The organism is Arthrobacter sp. ZGTC131 (genome assembly GCF_002929275.1).
GTDB lineage: Bacteria > Actinomycetota > Actinomycetes > Actinomycetales > Micrococcaceae > Arthrobacter.
The window spans coordinates 252,645-272,263 of record NZ_PJIK01000004.1 but is presented as its reverse complement, the minus strand read 5'-3'; the positions used below and the strand labels follow the sequence as shown (position 1 = coordinate 272,263).

Annotated in this window: 18 protein-coding genes; 14 read left to right on the top strand and 4 right to left on the bottom strand. The window is 67.2% G+C overall.

The window, feature by feature from the left end; genetic code table 11:
- Positions 1-81: 81 nt before the first annotated feature.
- The 4 genes from CXQ90_RS08070 to CXQ90_RS08055 all read left to right on the top strand — a co-directional run bounded on the left by CXQ90_RS08070 (position 82) and on the right by CXQ90_RS08055 (position 4,974).
- A complete protein-coding gene (locus tag CXQ90_RS08070; protein WP_258064413.1) occupies positions 82-1,116 on the top strand; it encodes a metal ABC transporter substrate-binding protein in 1,035 nt (344 codons plus the stop codon).
- Positions 1,113-1,946 carry a metal ABC transporter ATP-binding protein gene (locus tag CXQ90_RS08065; RefSeq protein ID WP_104138274.1) on the top strand — a complete coding sequence of 278 codons (834 nt, stop codon included), beginning with the start codon at positions 1,113-1,115 and terminating at the stop codon, positions 1,944-1,946. The genes CXQ90_RS08070 and CXQ90_RS08065 overlap by 4 nt, the downstream gene beginning before the upstream one ends.
- 2 nt (positions 1,947-1,948) lie before the next feature.
- A complete protein-coding gene (locus CXQ90_RS08060; protein ID WP_181038484.1) occupies positions 1,949-2,824 on the top strand; it encodes a metal ABC transporter permease in 876 nt (291 codons plus the stop codon).
- A gap of 296 nt (positions 2,825-3,120) precedes the next feature.
- Complete coding sequence (locus tag CXQ90_RS08055; RefSeq protein ID WP_104138273.1) at positions 3,121-4,974, top strand: ABC-F family ATP-binding cassette domain-containing protein; 1,854 nt, start codon at positions 3,121-3,123, stop codon at positions 4,972-4,974.
- Between the two features lie 164 nt (positions 4,975-5,138).
- On the opposite strand, the gene CXQ90_RS08050 is transcribed toward CXQ90_RS08055, so the two are convergent.
- Positions 5,139-7,073: a hypothetical protein gene (locus tag CXQ90_RS08050; protein WP_104138272.1), complete on the bottom strand. Its 1,935-nt coding sequence runs from the start codon at positions 7,071-7,073 to the stop codon at positions 5,139-5,141.
- Positions 7,070-7,537, bottom strand: a complete 468-nt coding sequence (locus tag CXQ90_RS22080) for a hypothetical protein (protein ID WP_146068861.1) — start codon at positions 7,535-7,537, stop codon at positions 7,070-7,072. The genes CXQ90_RS08050 and CXQ90_RS22080 overlap by 4 nt, the downstream gene beginning before the upstream one ends.
- 371 nt (positions 7,538-7,908) lie before the next feature.
- Between CXQ90_RS22080 and CXQ90_RS08040 the strand changes: the two genes are divergently transcribed.
- Positions 7,909-9,369: an amino acid permease gene (locus CXQ90_RS08040; protein ID WP_104138268.1), complete on the top strand. Its 1,461-nt coding sequence runs from the start codon at positions 7,909-7,911 to the stop codon at positions 9,367-9,369.
- Positions 9,370-9,555: 186 nt separating this feature from the next.
- Here the strand turns inward: CXQ90_RS08040 and CXQ90_RS08035 are convergent, their stop codons facing one another.
- The gene (locus CXQ90_RS08035) at positions 9,556-9,732 is read right to left on the bottom strand and encodes a CsbD family protein (protein ID WP_104138267.1); all 177 of its coding nucleotides are present in this window, start codon (positions 9,730-9,732) and stop codon (positions 9,556-9,558) included.
- Between the two features lie 121 nt (positions 9,733-9,853).
- Between CXQ90_RS08035 and CXQ90_RS08030 the strand changes: the two genes are divergently transcribed.
- From CXQ90_RS08030 to CXQ90_RS08000, 7 genes are all read left to right on the top strand, one after another.
- Positions 9,854-10,312 (top strand): SRPBCC family protein, encoded by a 459-nt coding sequence (locus tag CXQ90_RS08030; RefSeq protein WP_104138265.1) that lies wholly within the window; start codon positions 9,854-9,856, stop codon positions 10,310-10,312.
- Positions 10,312-11,001 (top strand): pentapeptide repeat-containing protein, encoded by a 690-nt coding sequence (locus CXQ90_RS08025; RefSeq protein WP_104138264.1) that lies wholly within the window; start codon positions 10,312-10,314, stop codon positions 10,999-11,001. Before CXQ90_RS08030 ends, CXQ90_RS08025 begins: the two co-directional genes overlap by 1 nt.
- Before the next feature lie 120 nt (positions 11,002-11,121).
- Positions 11,122-12,333, top strand: coding sequence for an acetyl-CoA C-acyltransferase (locus CXQ90_RS08020; protein ID WP_104138262.1), 1,212 nt, complete (start codon positions 11,122-11,124; stop codon positions 12,331-12,333).
- On the top strand, positions 12,333-13,169 hold the full coding sequence (locus tag CXQ90_RS08015) for an enoyl-CoA hydratase/isomerase family protein (RefSeq protein WP_104138261.1): 837 nt from the start codon (positions 12,333-12,335) through the stop codon (positions 13,167-13,169). The genes CXQ90_RS08020 and CXQ90_RS08015 overlap by 1 nt, the downstream gene beginning before the upstream one ends.
- Complete coding sequence (locus CXQ90_RS08010; RefSeq protein WP_104138259.1) at positions 13,166-14,020, top strand: 3-hydroxyacyl-CoA dehydrogenase family protein; 855 nt, start codon at positions 13,166-13,168, stop codon at positions 14,018-14,020. Before CXQ90_RS08015 ends, CXQ90_RS08010 begins: the two co-directional genes overlap by 4 nt.
- Before the next feature lie 343 nt (positions 14,021-14,363).
- A complete protein-coding gene (locus CXQ90_RS22075) occupies positions 14,364-14,555 on the top strand; it encodes a hypothetical protein (RefSeq protein ID WP_146068860.1) in 192 nt (63 codons plus the stop codon).
- 102 nt (positions 14,556-14,657) lie between these two features.
- Entirely contained in the window at positions 14,658-15,266 is a 609-nt protein-coding gene (locus CXQ90_RS08000) for a GNAT family N-acetyltransferase (protein WP_104138256.1), read from the top strand.
- A gap of 158 nt (positions 15,267-15,424) precedes the next feature.
- On the opposite strand, the gene CXQ90_RS07995 is transcribed toward CXQ90_RS08000, so the two are convergent.
- Positions 15,425-16,291: a GDSL-type esterase/lipase family protein gene (locus CXQ90_RS07995; RefSeq protein ID WP_181038483.1), complete on the bottom strand. Its 867-nt coding sequence runs from the start codon at positions 16,289-16,291 to the stop codon at positions 15,425-15,427.
- A gap of 257 nt (positions 16,292-16,548) precedes the next feature.
- On the opposite strand from CXQ90_RS07995, the gene CXQ90_RS07990 reads away from it, so the two are divergent.
- Complete coding sequence (locus tag CXQ90_RS07990; protein ID WP_258064412.1) at positions 16,549-17,262, top strand: tyrosine-protein phosphatase; 714 nt, start codon at positions 16,549-16,551, stop codon at positions 17,260-17,262.
- Complete coding sequence (locus CXQ90_RS07985) at positions 17,259-19,565, top strand: S1 family peptidase (protein WP_104138251.1); 2,307 nt, start codon at positions 17,259-17,261, stop codon at positions 19,563-19,565. The genes CXQ90_RS07990 and CXQ90_RS07985 overlap by 4 nt, the downstream gene beginning before the upstream one ends.
- Positions 19,566-19,619: the final 54 nt, after the last annotated feature.

Genomic DNA, 19,619 nt, shown 5'->3' with positions numbered 1-19,619 from the left:
GCGTAGTCCGGCAGGACCGCGCGGGAGCCCGACGGCGGACCCGCGTTGCAGGGGCCTGTCGCCGCCGGTAGAATATTCGGCATGCCTAACTTTGTGTTTCGGTGCGCCAAAGTAGTCCGCCGAACCTTCGCCCGCCGGCGTGCGACGACGCACGCTGGGTCCCACCCGTCCGTTTCCCGCCGTTCAGCGGCCGCCCGCGGGACTTCCCGCGCAACGGGTGCCGCCGCCGTCGTGCTTCTCTGCCTGGCCCTGGCCGCCTGCGGCGGCAACGCCTCCGGCAGGGGCGACGACGGCCGCCCCGTGGTGCTGACGACGTTCACGGTGCTGGCGGACGTCGCCCAGAACGTTGCCGGGGACAAGCTCCGGGTCGAGTCCATCACGAAGGCCGGTGCGGAAATCCACGGGTACGAACCCACTCCGGGGGACATCCGAAAGGCATCGCAGGCTGACTTGATCCTGGACAACGGGCTCAACCTCGAGGCGTGGTTCGGGCAGTTCGTGGAGGGCGTGGACGTGCCGCATGCCGTGGTGAGCGACGGCGTAGACGTGATGCAAATCAGCGAGGACTCCTACAAGGGCAAGCCGAACCCCCATGCGTGGATGTCGCCGGTCAACGTGCAGATCTATGTGGACAACATGGTGAAGGCCTTCTCCGAGCTGGATCCCCAGAACGCCGCGGTCTTTGAGGCGAACGGCAAGGCGTACAAGGCCAAGCTGCAGGCTGTGCAGGACGAGATGAAGGCCAAGCTGGCCGCTGTTCCCCAGAACCAGCGGGCGCTCGTGACCTGCGAGGGCGCGTTTTCTTACCTGACGCGCGATGCCGGCCTCGAAGAGGTGTACATCTGGGCGGTCAACGCGGAGCAGCAGGCAACCCCGCAGCAGATCACCGAGGCGATCGGCTTTGTCCGGGCCAACAAGGTACCGGCCGTCTTCTGTGAGTCCACCGTGTCCGACGCCCCGATGCGGCAGGTGGTGGAAGCCACCGGCGCCAAGTTCGGCGGCGTGCTCTATGTGGACTCGCTGTCCGAATCGGATGGCCCCGTGCCCACGTACCTTGACCTCATCCGGCACGACTCCCAGCTGATCACCACTGCGCTTACGGGGGCGGGCTCATGAGCGCCTCCGCGACCCACCGGCGGGCCACGGCTGAGCCGGCCGCCCCGCATCCCGCCATCCTGGTGGACAACGTCACCGTGCACTACGGCGAGGTCCTCGCCCTGGATGCCGCTTCACTGAGCCTCGACCACGCCCGGATCTGCGGGCTGATCGGCATGAACGGCTCGGGAAAGTCGACGCTGTTCAAGGCCATCATGGGCATGATCAAGCCGGATGCCGGCCGCGTGCTGATCGACGGAAAGCCGCCGTCCAAGGCCCGCAAGGAAGGCGGCATCGGCTACGTCCCGCAGAGCGAGGACGTGGACTGGCAGTTCCCGCTGTCCGTCCGGGACGTGGTGATGATGGGCCGCTACGGGCACCAGGGATTCACTCGCCGTCCGTCCAAGTTGGACCGCGCCGCCGTCGACGATGCTCTGGAGCGAGTGGAGCTGGCGGAGTTTGCCGGCCGGCAGATCGGCCAGCTGTCCGGCGGGCAGAAGAAGCGCGCGTTCGTGGCGCGGGGCATCGCCCAAGGGGCCACCATGATGCTCCTGGACGAGCCGTTTGCCGGCGTGGACAAGCGCTCCGAAGCCACCATCACCCGCCTGCTGCGGGAGCTTGCCGCGGACGGCTGCACCATCCTCATTTCCACCCACGACCTCCATGCCCTCCCGCAGCTCTGTGACGAAGCCGTGCTGCTGATGCGCAAGGTGCTCATGCACGGCCCGCCCGAGGTGGTGCTGCAGCCGGAGAACCTTGCCATGGCGTTCGGGCTCGACGTACTGAACCGGGACATTCCGGACCCGGACGTCCCCCGCCGTGCGGTTTCGAAGCAACAGGGCAGGAGCTGACCATGGACCTCCTGGATATCCTGCTTGAGCCGTTGAGCTATGACTTCATGGTCCGCGCCATCCTCACCACCGCGCTCGCCGCCATTGTCTGCGCGGTGCTCAGCTGCTGGCTGGTGCTGATCGGCTGGTCGCTGATGGGTGATGCCGTCTCCCATGCCGTGCTTCCCGGCGTGGTGCTTGCCTACATCGTGGGCGCGCCCTTCGCCCTCGGTGCCCTGGTGTTCGCCCTGATCGCGGTGACCCTCATCGGAGTGGTCCGGAACACCAGCCGGGTCAAGGAGGACGCGGCCATCGGCATCGTGTTCACGTCGCTGTTCGCCCTGGGCCTGGTGCTGATCTCCGTGACGCCGAGTCAGACCGATCTCAACCACATCATCTTCGGGAACCTGCTGGGGGTCAGCATTCCCGACCTCATCCAGGTCCTCGTGCTGGGAGTCGTGGCCTTCGCCATCCTGATCCTGAAGCGGCGCGACCTCACCCTCTACGCCTTCGATCCCACCCACGCCCACGCCATCGGGCTGTCGCCGAAACGGCTCGGCGCGCTGCTGCTGGGGCTGCTGGCACTGACGTCCGTGGTGGCCCTGCAGACGGTGGGCGTGGTGCTGGTGGTGGCCATGCTCATCATTCCGGGCGCCACCGCGTACCTGCTGACGGACCGGTTTTCGCGCATGCTGGTGATCGCTCCGACGGTCTCCGCGGTGTCCTCCATCGCGGGCATTTACTTCAGCTATTACCTGGACACGGCATCCGGCGCCATGGTGGTGCTCACGCAGGGCGCCGTGTTCGCCGTCGTCTATCTCTTCAGCCCGCGGCAGGGGCTGATCGGCACCCGGCTGGCAAAGGCCCGCCGCCGCAAGGCAGCTGCGCTCGCCGTCTAAGCCGCCTGGGTTGGTCAGGCCCGACGGCGGCTCTCGCCTTCGGTTGAGGTCAGGTCCGACGGCGGTGCGCGCCTTCGGTCGGGGTCAGGCCCGACGGCGGTGCGCGCCTTGACGGCACCGCCGCCGCCGGGCAGGCTTGACGCATGAAGTCCTAATTCGTGGCGCCGGCAGCTGGCCGCGCCGCATCCCGCCGACCGGGCCCCGCAGAGCAACAGTTCCGCAGCGGATCAGTTCCCCATGGACCAGGTCCCTTGGGACCGCCTCCGGGGCCGCCCTTCGGATTGCGAGGACTTCCCATGACTGAACACACGGCCCGCGCTGAACAGCTGCGCCTTTCCACTGTCTCCCACGGTTACGGGGACCGTGAACTCTTTGCCGGCGTCGAGTTGGCGATAGCCCCTGGAGAGCACGTGGCGATCGTCGGCGAAAACGGCGCAGGCAAGTCCACCCTGTTGCGCATCCTGGCGGGACGTGAGGCGCCGGACTCAGGCACGGCAGTCCGCCAGGGCCGGGTGGGATACCTTGCCCAGACCTCCGGGCTGCCAGCGGGGTTGACCGTTGGCGACGCCATCGACGACGCCCTCCGTGCACTGCGTGACATGGAAGCCGAACTCGAACGGCTGGAGGCGGGGCTGGCCACGGCCGGGCCGCACGAACTCGACGCATACGGGAGCCTGCAGACCCAATTCCAGCTGCGTGAGGGCTATGCCGCGGAATCGCGGGTGGAGGCGGCGCTGGACCGGCTGGGCCTGGGCGGCGTGGAGCGCGGCCGCATGCTGGGGTCGCTGTCGGGCGGGGAGCAGGAGCGCGTTGCGCTGGCGTGCCTGCTGGCCGATCCGGCGGACATCCTGCTCCTGGACGAGCCCACCAATCACCTCGACGCCAGCGGCACGGCCTGGCTGGAGAACCGCCTCGCGGCGCACCGCGGGACCGTGGTGGTGGTCTCGCACGACCGCGTGCTGCTGAGGAGAGTCGCGTCCACGGTGATTGAGGTGGATGCCGAACGCCGCACCGTGAACCGCTACGGCAATGGCTACGACGGCTACCTCAAGGAGAAGAGGGCCGAACGCCAGCGCTGGGTGCAGCAGTACCACGGGTGGATTGACGCCATGGCTGCGGAACAGCGGCAGGCCGCGACGGTGGCCACCAAGATGGGCTACGCCCGCCAGCGCGACGGCGACAAGATGGGTTTCGACTTCAAAGCCGGCACATGGGAGCGGGCCGCTACGAGCAAAATCCGCAACGCCCAGGAACGCCTCCGCCGCCTGGAGGCCAACCCGGTGGAGCGTCCGCCCGAGCGGCTGAAACTGGACGCGGGGCTGGCGGAAGGGCCGGCGGCCGGTTCGGACGCCTACGGCCTGTCGTCCCACGGAATGTCTGCCGACGACGGGGCGGGCGCGGGTTCGGCCGCTGGTGCGGGGGGTCGGGCGGGAGGCGGTGACACGTCCAGCATGGTGCTTAGGGCGCGCAAGGCCCGGCTGCCGGGCAGGCTGGACCTGTCCGAGTTCCGCGTGGACCGGGGCCAGAAGATTCTGATCACCGGCCCTAACGGTGCGGGGAAATCCACACTGCTTTCCCTCTTGGCCGGCACGCTGGAGGTCCCCGTGGGCGAGGTGGAACGTCGAGGGCGGATCGGCTATCTCCAGCAGGAGCTCGAGCCGCCGCAGTATCCGGCGCTGCGCCTGCTCCCGGCATTTGCCGCCGGCCTGGGTGGCAACATTGACGAGCATGCCGAGGCGCTGCTGCGTCTGGGGCTCTTCCGCGCCAGCGAGTTCCATGTGCCGGTGGGCGGCCTTTCTGCCGGGCAGCAGCGAAGGCTGGCGCTGGCCAGGCTGCTGCTCGGCCATAACGATGTCATGCTGCTCGACGAACCCACCAACCACCTGGCACCGGTGCTCGTGGAGGAGCTGGAGACGGCGCTCGCCGGATTCGGCGGAACACTGGTGATGGTGAGCCATGACCGCGCACTGCGCCAGTGGTTCACCGATTGCGCGGACCGGTCCAGGGAGGACCGGTCGAGGCAGGACCCGTCCCGGGACCGGCCGGGCGAGGGGGGTCACCCCTTGGGACTGGTGCCGCCGCCCCGCGGCACGTGGCTGAGGTACACCATGGACGGCGGAATTCTCGAGTCGGCACCCGCGTCTGCCTAGGTCGCAGGCACGGACGGCGGCCGGACAACCGCGAACTCGGCCGGCAGGACGTCGGCAGCGCAAGAACCCGTCCGTCAACAGCTGACGCCAGGTGCCGGCGGCTGGCGGCCGCCGGCACCTGGCGTCAGGGTGCCTTACTACCTTTGCGGGAACTACCGTCCGGTTTACCGGAAGATGTCGTTGTAGGTTCCCATGATGATCCGGTCGCCGGGTGTCGACTTCCTGATGTAGTCAACAACTGCCCAGTCGTCCAGCGAGATGCATCCCGCCGTCGGGACCTTGTTCATATGCAGGAAGATTGCGAAGCCAGCGTCCTGGACTATCGTGGGGCGGTTGTAGTTGACCACCACGCCCTGACGGTAGTCGTGGGTTCCGCGGGTGGCGAAGTACCACATGTTCTCGTCCCAACCCACCCACGAGGAGGATTCGAAGTACTTGTTGTACGTCGCGGTCCAGGGGTTTCCGCCCCAGCGGGAGCGGGGGTTCAGCGTGCGGTAGGCAAGCTTGGTTCCCGGGTTGCCCAGGCCGAAGGCTTCAGTGACCGAGTAGGAGCCGGTGGGTGAGTAGAGGTTGCGGGTGGGCCCGGACGGGACTCCCGGCGGCTTGAATCCGGATGCGCCCACGTAGCCGTCGGTCTTCCAGTCCGGGACGTACGTGCCTGCGATCCGGACGCAGTAGATGTTGGTGGCGTAGGACAACCCGTAGCCCTGCGTGAACGTGAGGAGAACGCGGTTGGCGCCGTACGTGGAGTACTTGGACCGCCCGTTGTTCAGTTTCTGGCACTCGGTGATGCCGTACGTCCGGGTGCCGGCCGCTGACGTCCAGCTGATGAAGCCGCGCTGGAACGACTGGATGCACTGTCCGGCCGAGCACCTCTCGTTGGCCGTGGGATAGCCGAGCGTGCCGCCGGCTCCACCGCTGGCAGCGAACTTGCTGGCGATTCCGCCCCGGACAATCCAGGCGCTGGTCGCAGCGGACCAGTGAATTGTGCCGCCTTGGAATCGCTGGAGGCAGCCGCCGGCCGGCTGGCCGCAGGCCTCGTTGGCCACCGGGTATCCGAGGTAACCGCGGTTTGCGCCAGCAGAGGCGTAGCGGCTGCCGATGCCGGCCCGGGTGATCCACGTTCCCGTGGCGGGCGACCAGTAGATGGTTCCGCCCTGGAACCTCTGGCTGCAGCCTCCGGCAGCCTGGCCGCAGACCTCGCCGGCGGTGGGATAACCAAGGACGCCATTTTGGGCTCCTGCCGCGCGCCAGCGCCCGGCGATGCCGCCACGGACGGCATGCGCACCGGTCTGCGGTGACCAGAAGATTGCTCCCTTGTCGAAGGCCTGCGAACAGCCGCCGTTCCTCAGCCCGCAGATTTCAGCGGCCAACGGCAGGCCCAGCACGGCTTCGGCTCCGGACGCCGCCCAGCTGCTGCCGATGCCGGTCCTGGTGGAGAAATTCAGGATCTGGGTGCCGGACCATACCAGCACTTTTCCGCTGGAGAACTTCTGCAGGGACTTGGCGCCGATGACTGTTTCATCCGTGATCGGATACCCGAAAGTGGGCAGCGCGCCGGCCGTATGCCACTGCGGCCCGGTGCGGCCGGAGGTCCGGAGGACGGGATGGGCGCCGGTGCCGGATGTCCAATAGATTGAGCCGCCCGTAAACGTCTGGACGCAAAGGCCTGCCGAGCACTGTTCGTTGGCCGTCGGCGCACCGAGAACGCCGTCCTCGCCGCCAAGGGCGAGCCACTTGGTGCCGATGGCGCCGCGGGTGACGAACTCCGGAGCGGGGTCGGGTGCGGGCGGCTCGTCGGCGGGAGCCGGGTCGGGCGCCGGGTCTGGGGCAGGCGCGGGGTCGGGCGCCGGATCGGTCAGCTGGGTGTCCGTGGTTTCCCCTGCTCCGGGCGTCTCGGCAGGGGCTGCCGGGGTGCCGGGCTGCGGGGTGGTTTCGTCCGTTGCGGGCAGGCTCCCCGTGTCTGTGCTCGGTGCTATATTCGCGCTCTCTACCGCCGGCGTAGTCGGCACGCCCTCATCGGCGAGGGCGGGTGAGGGCGCAAAGGATCCGGCCGCGAAGCTCAGGAGCAGGGCAGCCGCAAGTATTGTTTTTTTCACGAAGCGTCCTCCACCGAGACAACGGGTTCACACGTGCCCTGTTGGCCCGCGGTTTTCGCAAAGTTCACGGCTGATACGTCCGCCGACTTACCCGGCTGGACTGTTTCCGTGATCAGTGCGTGGCCCTGGACTGCGGCGCCGACGGTGACCGCGAGGGCCACCGTGTAGGTCTTTGCCTTGTCCGAGGAGTTGACCAGCGTTCCCTTGAACGTCCACGATCCGTCCGCGCCGGCCACGCAGGTGTGCTCCTGCAAGTCGTCGATCGCGTTAAGCGACGTGGACACGTCGGTGGGCAGGGAGGGGGCAGTGGTGGGAGGTGACGTTACTGACGGCGTCTGGGGCGCCGCCGTCGTGCTTGATGGTGAAACGCTGGGGCCCGTTCCGGTAGGGTTCGTGGCCCCGCCGGAACACCCCGCAACTGCCAGCAGTAAAGCAGCTGGCAGCAGTAGTGCTCTCTTTCTCATAGTCCCCCCTGAAAAATGGCGCGAGTGCCGGCGCCCGCATGAGACGGTGCGGACGCCATGGCCGGGAACGCCGGCCATGGTGCTTAGGGTAGCGGCAATCCGGCCTGCAGAGCAGTCTTTTGTCCATTCGAATTACTTTGTTTCGGGAATGTCCGCGGTTCCGCCCGAGGGCGGGAATGTTGCCCGCGTCACGGAGCACTCCGGAAATCTTGTAAGATGGATGAGCCGCGCGAACCTTCGATGCTTCGCGAGTTTTTGTATACATACGGCCCTTATAAGGGCCGTAGCGCGAATTATCGGTACAAAAACTCCAGGTTCCGGAACCGGCAGTGCCCCACCTTTGGCATCCCCCCGACCTACAAGGAACAGCTGTGCCTACTAGTACCCCCACCGAACTTAGGAGCCCGACGGCGCAATCCGCCGTCGTCGACTCCACCCTCAGCGCCGAGGGCTACAAGAAGTCCCTGAGCGGCCGCCAGGTCACCATGATCGCCATGGGCGGCGCCATCGGCGTCGGCCTCTTCATGGGTGCCGGCGGACGCCTGGCCTCCACGGGCCCCGCGCTGATCTTCTCCTACGCCATTGCCGGCGTCATCGCTTACCTGCTGATGCGCGCACTGGGCGAACTCATCATGTACCGCCAGACGTCGGGTTCCTTTGTCAGCTATGCCGGCGAAATGTTCGGCAAGAAGGGCGCCTACCTGTCCGGCTGGATGTACTTCATCAACTGGGCAATGACCGGCATCGCCGAACTCATCGCGATCGGCCTGTACTTCCAGTTCTTCTTCCCCAACGTGCCTGTTGAACTGTCCGCCATCGCAGCGCTGCTGCTGCTCGTTGGCGTCAACCTCCTGAGCGTCAAGGCGTTCGGCGAATTCGAGTTCTGGGCCTCCTGCCTCAAGGTGGGCGCCATCGTGATCTTCCTGGCCGTGGGCACCTTCATGGTGGTCACCAACGCCCAGGTGGGCGACGGAAACGCTTCCGTCAGCAACCTCTTCGCAGCCGAAGGCGGAATGTTCCCCAAGGGTGCGCTGGTCATGATCCTGGTTCTGAACGCCGTAATCTTCGCCTACAACGGCATTGAGCTCGTGGGCATCACGGCCGGCGAAATGCAGGACCCGGCCAAGGAAGTTCCCAAGGCGATCCGCGCCGTCGTCTTCCGCATCGTGGTGTTCTACGTCGGTTCCGTGACCCTCCTGGCCATGCTGCTGCCCTCGGACCAGTACGTGGCCGGCACCTCTCCGTTCGTGACCGTGTTTGGCCAGATGGGCCTCGGCTGGATGGGTGACGTCATGAACATGATCGTCATCACCGCCGCGCTGTCCTCTTGTAACTCGGGCCTGTACTCGATCGGCCGGATTTTCCGCACCATGGCCAACAATGGGCACGCTCCGGAGTGGCTGACCCGGATGTCCAAGAGCCACGTGCCGTACGCTGCCATCCTGGCCATCGGCGCCGTGTACCTCGTCGGCATCCTGCTGAACATCTGGCTGGGCGGCTCACACGCCTTCGACCTCGCCCTCAACTCCGCATCCATCGGCGTGATCTTCACGTGGGGCGCCATCTTCGCTAGCCAGATCGCGCTGCGCAAGCAGAAGGGCAAGGTCTCCGCCCTGCCCGCGCCCGGCGGAACCTGGAGCAGCTGGGCCGGCCTAGTGGCCCTGCTGGCCATCACGGTGCTGATCGGCTTCGACACCATGACCAGTAAGACCGGCGAGGTCTTCCACCTCGGCCTCTGGACTTTGGCCACCATCCCGTTCTTCGCCCTGGTGCTGTGGCTCGGCTGGCAGAAGGTCAAGAACAACGAACCCAAGAGCGAGCTGTTCAGCTAGTTCCGTTTAGCTAAGCAGCCCGACGACGGCGGTCACCTTCTGGAGGTGGCTGCCGCCGTCGTCGTTCTGCTGTCAAGTTCTGAGGGCGCACATCTTGCAGACGCAAACAACGACGGCGGGCTCCCCCCAAGGAGAGTCCGCCGTCGTTGCATGTGCAGATCCGTGAGGACCTGGTGTCCGTGGGCGCTAGTCCCGCTTGAACTCGTCTTTGACGTCTTGGCCGACTTTCTTGGCGTCCGCAACAACCTGGTCCTTCTGGCCCTCGGCCTTGAGACGATCGTTGTCCGTGGCGTTGCCGGCGGCTTCCTTCGCCTTGCCGCCGAGGTCCTGGGCGGCGTTCTGAATCTTGTCTCCGATACCCATGACGGGGACCACCTTCCGTTGCCGGTTGATCTGACAAAGCCGTTTCAGCCTAACACGAAGCATGCTTACTAATTCAAGGTTGGGCGTGCTCATTGTCGGTCCCCGGCACTAGGCTCGGAGCATGGATCACAGCACCAGCCTGACGCAGCATGTAAACGCAAGCCCGGAAAAGGTCTGGGCGGTGATTTCGGACATCCCGGGCTCGGCGGCCACCCTTTCGGGCGTCGAATCCATCCAGATGGTCAGCGAGGGCACCTATGGCGAAGGGACCCGCTGGAAGGAAACCCGGTCCATGATGGGCCGGCGCGAGACGGTTGAATTGTGGGTGTCCCAGGCCGACCCGCCGCGCAGCACCACGGTGAAGGCGCTGCAGGGCGGAGCCGACTACACCTCCAGGTTCACGCTGGCGGAGCGCGACGGCGGTACCGACCTCACGCTGACCTTCGGTGCGGAGGTGCTCAGGCCCACCGTCCTCAGCCGGATCATGATGGCCTTCTTCGGCAAGATCGGCATGAGCATGACCCGGAAGGCGCTTGCGAAGGATCTCGCCGAGATCGCAGCGAAGGCAGAGTCGCTGTAGTGGCGGGGCGGCCGGCGGGAAAACCGGCGCACGGCAAGGCTTTGAAGGTCACCCCGCCGCGGCTCACGGCTGTCCGCCTGGACGGGCTGCGGGATGACGACGCGCCGGATTTCCGGCGCGGGGAAAGATACGACGGCGTTCGCTACAGCAGGGCGGACGCGGACGGCCTGGAGCTGAGCGGCATTATCTTTGCGGAGTGCGAATTCGCCGGGGTTTCGTTCAACGAGGCGCAGCTGCGCGGCGCCAGCTTCCGCGACTGCATTGTGAACGAGGCCTACGCCCCGGTCCTCAGGGCGGCCCGGTCCACCCTGCATGACGTCGAGTTCAGCAACCCCCGCTGGGGCTCGGCTGAACTGTATGAAGGCGGGTGGCAGTCCGTGAAGATCGACGGCGGCAAGCTGGACTACCTGAACCTGCGCGGGTCCCGCTTGGCGGACGTCATGATCACCGACTGCATCATCAACGAACTGGACCTTGGTTCTGCCACGGCGGCCCGGGTCGCGCTGAAGAACTGCACCATCGGAACCCTGGACCTCAGCGGGGCCAAACTAAAGGACTTCGACCTCCGCGGCACGGATTTCCGGACCATTAGCGGCCTCGGAAGCTTGGCGGGCGTGGTGATCGACGACTATCAGCTCGGCCTGATCGCCCCGCTCCTGGCGGCGCATATGGGGCTGGTGGTGGCGTAACCGGGAGCGTCGTTGGAGGGCGCTGGTTGACCGTCCGGGCTTGCCGTGTAATCTTTATAGAACGAACGGTCGGTAATTTATTCGTGTTCCGGCCCAGCTCCCTGCGAAAAGGATGTTCTCATGGTCGAGGCTTTTCTGGTTGGCGGTGCCCGCACCCCGGTAGGGCGATACGGCGGTGCGCTCTCGGCGGTCCGGCCGGATGACTTGGCCGCGCTGGTGGTCCGCGAGGCCGTGGCGCGGGCGGGGGTCGATCCGGACGCGATCGACGAAGTGATCCTCGGCAACGCCAACGGCGCCGGCGAGGAAAACCGCAACGTTGCGCGGATGGCCACCATCCTGGCCGGGCTTCCCCTGCACATCCCGGGCATCACCGTGAACCGGCTGTGCTCCTCCGGGCTGAGCGCCATCATCATGGCCAGCCAGATGATCAAGTCCGGCGCCGCGGACATCGTGGTGGCCGGCGGCGTTGAATCCATGAGCCGCGCGCCGTGGGTGCAGGAAAAGCCGCAGGCGGCCTTTGCGAAGCCGGGGGAAATTTTCGACACCTCCATCGGCTGGCGCTTCGTGAATCCGCTGTTCAAGAAGGGCGAACTGTCGCGGGACGGCAAGATGACGTTCTCCATGCCGGAAACCGCGGAAGAAGTGGGCCGGGTGGACGGCATCTCCCGCGAGGACGCTGACGCCTTCGCCGTCGGCTCGCACGAAAAGTCCCTTGCAGCCATCGCGGCGGGCCGCTTCAAGGACGAGATCGTCCCGGTGACGGTCAAGACCCGGAAGTCGGAAACCGTGGTGGACACGGACGAGGGCCCCCGCGCCGGCACCACCATGGACGTGCTCGCAGGTCTCCGGCCGGTGGTTCCCGGCGGCTCCGTCGTCACGGCAGGCAACTCCTCCACGCTCAACGACGGCGCCTCGGCCATCATCGTTGCCTCCGAAGCGGCCATCCAAAGGCTCGGCCTCACGCCGCGGGCCCGCATCATTGACGGTGCCTCCGCCGGCTGCGAGCCGGAAATCATGGGCATCGGCCCGGTCCCGGCCACCCAGAAGGTGCTCAAGCGGAGCGGGCTCAGCGTCGGCGACCTTGGCGCCGTCGAACTTAATGAAGCTTTTGCCACGCAATCGCTGGCCACCATGCGGCGGCTCGGCCTGGACCCGGAGATCGTGAACAACGACGGCGGCGCCATCGCTTTAGGGCATCCGCTGGGTTCCAGCGGATCGAGGATCGCCATCACCCTGCTGGGCCGGATGGAACGCGAGGATGCGCGGATCGGCCTGGCCACTATGTGCATCGGCGTGGGCCAGGGCACCGCGATGCTGCTGGAGCGCGTCTGATGGCGGGTCCGGACGGCGCGAACGGACACTTGAGCACACTGGATTTCACCACCCTCCTGGTCGACGAGCGCGAGGACCGCGTGGTGGTGCTGCTGAACCGCCCCGAAGTCCGTAACGCCATCGACCAGCAGATGGTGGACGAGCTCCATGCTGTGTGTGCCGCGCTGGAGCAGGATCCGAAGGTCCTGATCATCGCCGGCGTCGAGGGCGTGTTTGCCTCCGGCGCGGACATCGCGCAGCTGCGCGAACGCCGCCGGGACGACGCCCTGCAGGGCATCAATTCCACCATCTTTGTCCGGATCGCCAAGCTGCCCATGCCCGTGATCGCGGCGCTGGACGGCTACTGCCTGGGCGGCGGTGCCGAGCTGGCCTATGCGGCGGACTTCCGGATCGGCACGCCGAGCGTGCGGATCGGCAACCCCGAAACGGGCCTGGGAATCCTTGCCGCAGCTGGTGCCAGCTGGCGGCTGAAGGAGCTGGTGGGGGAGCCCGTTGCCAAGGAGATCCTCCTGGCGGGCCGCGTCCTGCGTGCGGAAGAGGCGCTCAGGGTCAACCTGATCAGCGAAATCCACGAGGCTCCGGTGCTCATGGATGGAGCGCACCAGCTCGCGGACCGCGTGGCACGGCAGGATCCGCTGGCAGTGCGGATCACCAAGTCCGTGTTCCACGCCCCGGCGGAAGCCCACCCGCTGATCGACCAGCTGGCGCAGGGCATCCTCTTCGAATCGCAGGCCAAGTTCGACCGCATGCAGGCGTTCCTCGACAAGAAGGCGACCGGTAAAGAGGCAGCCGGCAAAAACTCAGACAAAGACAGCACAGACAGGACCAAGCCATGACCGCCATTCCCCAGCACGTCGGAGTTCTCGGCGGTGGCCGAATGGGCGCGGGAATCGCCCACGCTTTCCTCATCAAGGGCGCCAAAGTTGTGGTGGTGGAGCGCGACGACGACGCTGCCGCCGGTGCCCGCACGCGCGTGGCCGACGCTGTTGCGAAGTCCGCAGTCCGCGGGGTGCTTGACGGGTCCGCCGAGGACGTCCTATCCCGGTTCAGCACGTCCACTGACTACGGGTCATTTGCCGGCTGCGACCTGGTGGTGGAGGCCGTCCCGGAGGACTTTGAGCTGAAGGTGAGCGCGCTGAAGGCTGTGGAGGAGCAGTTGGCTCCGGGAGCGTTCCTGGCCTCCAACACGTCGTCGCTGTCGGTGACGGACCTCGCGGCCCAGCTGCAGCGGCCCGCGGACTTCGTGGGGCTGCACTTCTTCAATCCGGTGCCTGCGTCGACGCTGATCGAAGTCGTGCTGGCCAAGGAGACGTCTCCCGCCCTGGCCACCGCGGCGAAAGGCTGGACGGAAGCGCTGGGCAAGACCGCCGTCGTCGTCAATGACGCTCCGGGGTTTGCTTCCTCACGGCTGGGCGTGGCGATTGCCCTGGAGGCCATGCGCATGGTGGAGGAGGGAGTGGCCTCCGCGGAGGACATCGACGCCGCCATGGTGCTCGGCTACAAGCACCCCACCGGTCCGCTCAAGACCACCGACATCGTGGGTCTGGATGTGCGGCTCGGCATCGCGGAATACCTGCACTCGACCCTGGGCGAGCGCTTTGCGCCGCCGCAGATCCTGAAGGACAAAGTGGCCCGCGGTGAATTGGGCCGGAAGACTGGCAAGGGCTTCTTCGACTGGGCGGACTGACAGGGTCGGGCTCGGTAGCTGGGGCCGGCGGGCCGTGAGCAGGGTGCCGTTACGGAAGGCTCAGCGCACTTAGACTCAGGGGATGTCGGCGTCAGAGAGCAGTCCCGTGTCCTGGCCCCTCGCATCTGTTCGCCGGCCTGATCGATGCAGTGGTTTTCTGGGCTGGGCCCGTGCTCGCCGCGACGCTGGGGGCAGAACGGTATGGGCAGGGTGCCGTGCTCCTCGCAGCGACGTCGTGGATGGTGCTTCTGCTGGCTTTCTGGCTGATGCACGCGAAGGGACGGACGCCGGGCTCTGCCGTGTCGGGTTCCGCTTCCTGACCTGGAAGAACCGGCTTCCGGGCGTGAAGTATGGACTTGTGCTCGTGCTCGGGCGGGTCGTGGCTCCTCCGCTGTGGGTGGCGGTCGCCGTGATCGTGTCGCTGCCTGGCAACGCGCCGCTGCCCGGTCCCGAGGGTTTCCCCATCATCGGCGAACGGACGGGCCGGCGGCGGTTCCTCGAGGCCGCGGACGATTACTGGGCGCGCTGGAGCTAGCCGGGCACAGGTTGCCGGGGCGTCCTTGACGGTGCCGCCGTCCTGGAAGGTGCTGCTGCGCGGCTCATGCGATGCCGCCCGGCGAGTGCGAGGATGGTGCGGGTGAACGCGATCCAACCAATCACCCTGACCGGCACCTACGTCACCCTCGAGCCGCTGGACCACAGCCACCATGATGGCCTTGTGGACGCAGCCCGGGACGGCGATCTCTGGAAGCTCTGGTACACGTCCGTGCCCGCACCCCATCAGATGGCCGCCGAGATTGACCGCCGGCTGGCGCTCCAGGAGCAGGGTTCCATGCTGCCGTTCACCACGCGGCTGGCGGACCCGGCCGCTGGCGGCCCGGGGCGGGTGATCGGCATGACAACCTACATGAACATCGACCCCGTCACGCCCCGTCTTGAGATCGGCTCAACATGGAATGCGGCGTCAGCGCACGGCAGCGGCAGCAACCCGGATTCCAAGCTGCTGCTCCTGCGTCATGCCTTTGAAACCCTGGGATGCCCCGCCGTCGAATTCCGCACCCACTGGCTGAACCACCAGTCCCGCGAGGCGATTGCTCGGCTGGGCGCCAAACAGGACGGCGTGCTCCGCAGCCATTCCCGGACAGCGGACGGCGTGCTGAGGGACACCGTGGTGTTCTCGATCCTCGAACACGAGTGGCCCATGGTCCGTAACGGCCTTGAATTCAGGCTTGCCAGGCAGCGGTAGCTCCCCGGTTGTTGGCCCCGACTTTTGGCACGTCCGGCCGGACTGGGCCCGGTTTTCACCCCCGAAGGCGCAAAAACCGGGCCAGGTCCACGCTCGGCAGAAATGAAATCCGCGCCAGTTCGGCAGGAACCTCGCTAACCCCGGCAGCAAAGCCAGCGCTAGGGCGCCAACGCCGCAGCTACGGCCGCCCTGTAACCGGAGGTGTACCCGGTTGCGGTTGGGTGGAACGTGTCCAGCGGCCGGGTTCCCGGCGCGCAGGTGACCGTGAGCTGACATGCCGGCTGAAGCCCCACAATCCAGGGATCGGCAGAGCCCACCCCGTGGTTGGTGAACTGGTTGGTGACACTGACGTACTTCGTCCGGGTAGCCAGTGCCGAGAAGGCAATGGTGGCATTCAGCAGGTCGGCTGCGGAGTTCATGGTCTTGGCCGCGGCCTTCTGATCAGCCGTCATGAAATTGCTGACCGTGAACAGCCGGGGGTAGCCGGTGAGCACTACCTTGGCGCGGGGAGCCTTCTGCTTGATCAGGGCAACCATGGCCTTGATCTTCGCGGGCAGCTTGGGCAGCTTCACCGCCAGCGAGTTGAACAGCGCGGCCTTGCACCCGGCGGTGGCTGTGGACGGGACGCAGTTGGCTGCCACCGCTCCGGTGTCGATGTCGTTGCCGCCCACGGTCACGGTGATGACGGACGCATTCGCCAGGACTGGTGCGGTAGCCGGATCGAGAGAGGCGCCGGTTACCACGGCGGAGACGCCCTCTGTGGTGTAGCCAAAGCAGCCCCAGTTGGCGCCGCGCAGCTGGGTGGAGTAGGCCGAGACCGTCTGGCGGCAGTCGGTGGGAGCGGGGAACGAGTTGGGCAGGTATTCCCCGCCGCCGGTTCCGGCGGCGTAGGAGTCGCCCAGCCCGATATAGATCGGCTCCGGTTCAGCAGCGGCCGGAGCGGCAAAGCCTGCCGTGAGCGCCAGCGCGGCGAGGACACCGGTAAATCGGGCGGTACGACGCCGAAGCGGAATTTTGGTTAACACAATGAAACCCCCTCATTCAGGGAAAACCATGGCACACAGGCGCAGGGAATGCTGCGGGAGATCGGCAAGCGATGACGAGTGCCCACCCTGAGGCAGGCACGGAATCTGACGGCGCGGTGCGGCGCTCATTGCCCAAGGGTACGCCGGGCGGAAGGTCCTGAACCGTCCAGCCGGTACTCGCTTTTTGGATGGCTTGTACTTGTATTACTTGGACCCGCTCCGTGCCGCAGCGGCGCAAGGTGTGGTTAGCTGGCACCGTGAACGCGACGGAACAGGCACCTGTGGGCTGGGACGGGGCGGTGAACGCCTGGCGCGTCGCAGGCTCCGTTTACCGGATGGGGCGGCGCGAATGGGTCACCGAGGCCGGCTGGAACGAGGCCTACGACGACGGCGTCCGCACCATCATCGACCTCCGCAATGCCGCTGAACGGCAGCCTCGCCCCACCGATCCGGACGTGGGCGAGGCACTCGCTGCGTTCGACGTCGTGTTCACCCCCACCGAGGACCCGGACAACCCCGAGTTCAAGGCTCTGTGCGATCCGTACCTGAACGATCCAGCCCACTACGCCGCCAATGCCCGCATGTTCCCGGACAAATTGGCCGCTGTGTTCAAGGCCGTGGCAGCGGCGTCCGGCGGCGTGGTGATCCACTGTTCGGCCGGACGGGACCGCAGCGGCATGGTCGCGGCCATGCTGCAGGACCTGGCCGGTGCCAGCGATCACGACATCGTGGCAGGCTACCAGGCCGGCATGCGCGGCATCAACGAACGCCACCGAACCCTCTGGCCGCCGCACCCGCACGAGCGCTTCCTCGACGAGGACGCGTTAGCGCGGCTCCTCAAACGCCGTGGGGCGGTCGTCTTGGATTTCGTTCGGGGGCTCAACACGCGGGAGTATCTGTTGCGGCATGGCGTCTCCGAGCGGGAGCTCGGAGCGGTTTTGTCTGCCCTCGGCGCTAGGGTTGCCCTGTGACTTCTTCCGCATACTCGGCCGCAGCCCGGCGCACGCTTGCCCTGGGGGCGGCCGCGGCGGTGGCGCTCGGAGCCGTTTTCGCTTCCGTGCCGGCTTCCGCTGCGCCGGGAAGCACGACGCCGGCAGCCAGCGGAGGTTCCGCCTCGCCGTCCGCTTCGTCCCCGGCATCCGGGGACTCAGAGCCTACGGGGGCCGCTGACCGGGCCGATCCGGCCGGTGGGATCACGGGGGGAAATGTAGCCGATGAAGGGCTCGCGGAGGCGGTCGAGCGGGATCTGGGAATGACTCTGGCGGAGTTCAACGCCGCAGGCGCCCAAGGCAAGCGTGCAGCCGACGCCGCGGCCGCTCTCCGCGAGCTGCCGGGATTCGTGGCGGTGCGCCTCCAAGACGGCACGATCCTCGTCGAAGGCGCCGGGCCCGAACTTGAGAAGGCGATGGGGGCCCTCGACGCGGCCGCCCCCGCCGGCCCGGGCGAATTTGTGCTCGTCCCGCCAGGCACGGATCTTGAATCAGGGGCACGGGAATCAGTGCCGCCGGCGGATTCGACGGAGGCATCACCCGCAGAGACCCCGGCGGCGCAGGACGTTTCTGGGCAGAGTCCTTCGGCGCAGGACGTTTCGGCGCAGGCGTCGACGGCTCCGCCTGCCGAACCAGCTTCCGCTCCGGGGGAACCAGCGCAGGACGCTCCTGGGCAGAGTTCTTCGCCGCAGGCGACTGACGAGGCCGGCTCGCTTCGGGCCACCAGCGCGGAGCAGCTCTATCAGGCCTACGTGCGGGATGTAGGGGCAGCGGGTCTTCAAGCTGTGGCCTCCGCGGACGGCAAATTCGTCATCCGCACCGGCGGCGTGAATGCGACCGAAACCGGGACCACCAACGGGACTGATACCGCCCCTGCAGATGAGTCCGGCGAGCCCCCCATGTCTCCTTCGGAGTTCGTGGCCCGGTACGCCAATGTGGTGCTGGAAAAGGGCGGTCCCATCGCCAGCGAGGAGGACTTCCTCGGCGGCCAGGGGTACCGGATTGACGGCGGAATAGTCTGTTCCGCGGGATTCAGCGGCTTCAGCCCGGACGGCAAGCCCCTCGTGCTCACGGCGGGCCACTGCGCGGACGATGGCGCGGCAAGGCTGGCCGAGGTGACCCTGCCCGCGGGCGAACCGGCTGGCGGATACCTGTCGGAGAGCGCGGTTACCGGAGAGCTTGGGACGTTCGGTTTCAGCCAGTTCGGCGGGCCCGGCAACTCACGGATCACGGATCCTGCCAACCCCGGGGCGCCGGGTACCGACATCGCGGTCATTGCGTCCATCCGCGCCGGACTGGACCTGATCCCTGCCGCCACCAGGTGGGAGGATCCCGCAGACCTCGGCGCCGCTTCTGTCCCGATCGTGGGCACAGCGGCACCGCTTGAAGGCCAGGCCGTCTGCCGCTCGGGGCGGACCGACGGCTGGTCCTGCGGCACCGTGGACGAGGTGGGCATCTACGTCGTGGGCGGAAGCTCCGGCGATCCCGATGACCTCCGGTCTTTCCGCGGGTTCCTTTCCACGTCCGTGCAATCCAGCGGCGGCGATTCCGGCGGCCCTTGGATCAGCGGAAACTACGCCGTCGGGACGCACTCGGCCGGGAATGCGAGGTCGTCCACAGACAACTTCGCCGTTGCGGCCACGCTGGAGCAGTCGCTCGCGGTCCTCCCGGGCGTTCAGCTCAGGCTGTTCTTGAACAAACCCCTGCTCGCGGGGCCACTGCCCGTCGGACCCATCGTGGCGGGCCAGCGCATCGCGGGCAGGCTCGCCGCGGCTCCGGCCACCGACGTGCCTGCCGGTACCCAAGTCCGGATCACCCTGCCGGGCCGTGAACCGGTGGACGTGGCCCCGGACGCGGACGGCAACTGGTCCTTCACCGCGCCGGAGTCAGCCACGCAGTTCACGGCGCAGGCCATCAACGGCTTCAGCCGGTCGGGCCTCAGTACCTTCAATACGGATCCCAGTCCTGCCGCGCCGGAGCCGGGCACGCCGTCGCAGCCGCCCGGTGCGGTCCAGCCTGCTGCCCCGTCCCAGCCGGCGGCGGCGCACGGCAACCTGCCCGCCGTCCTCACTCCGGCGCCGGAGCCGTCAGTTGTGGCGGCATTGCCTGACAGGCTCACCCATGCCGCGACCGGGGATGGCGCCGCAATCGCGGACGGCGCTGTCTCGGCAGGGCTGGCAAACACGGGCGCATCCGGCCTGCTCGTCGCCGGCGGGCTCGCCGGTGCCGCGTTGGTGCTCGGCGGCGTGCTTCTGGTGGCACTCAGGCGCTGCGGCAGGCGCTAGGAGTTTGTAGCCGCTGCTCAGCCGACGGCGACGGTCTCATCGGAGTGGCGCAGC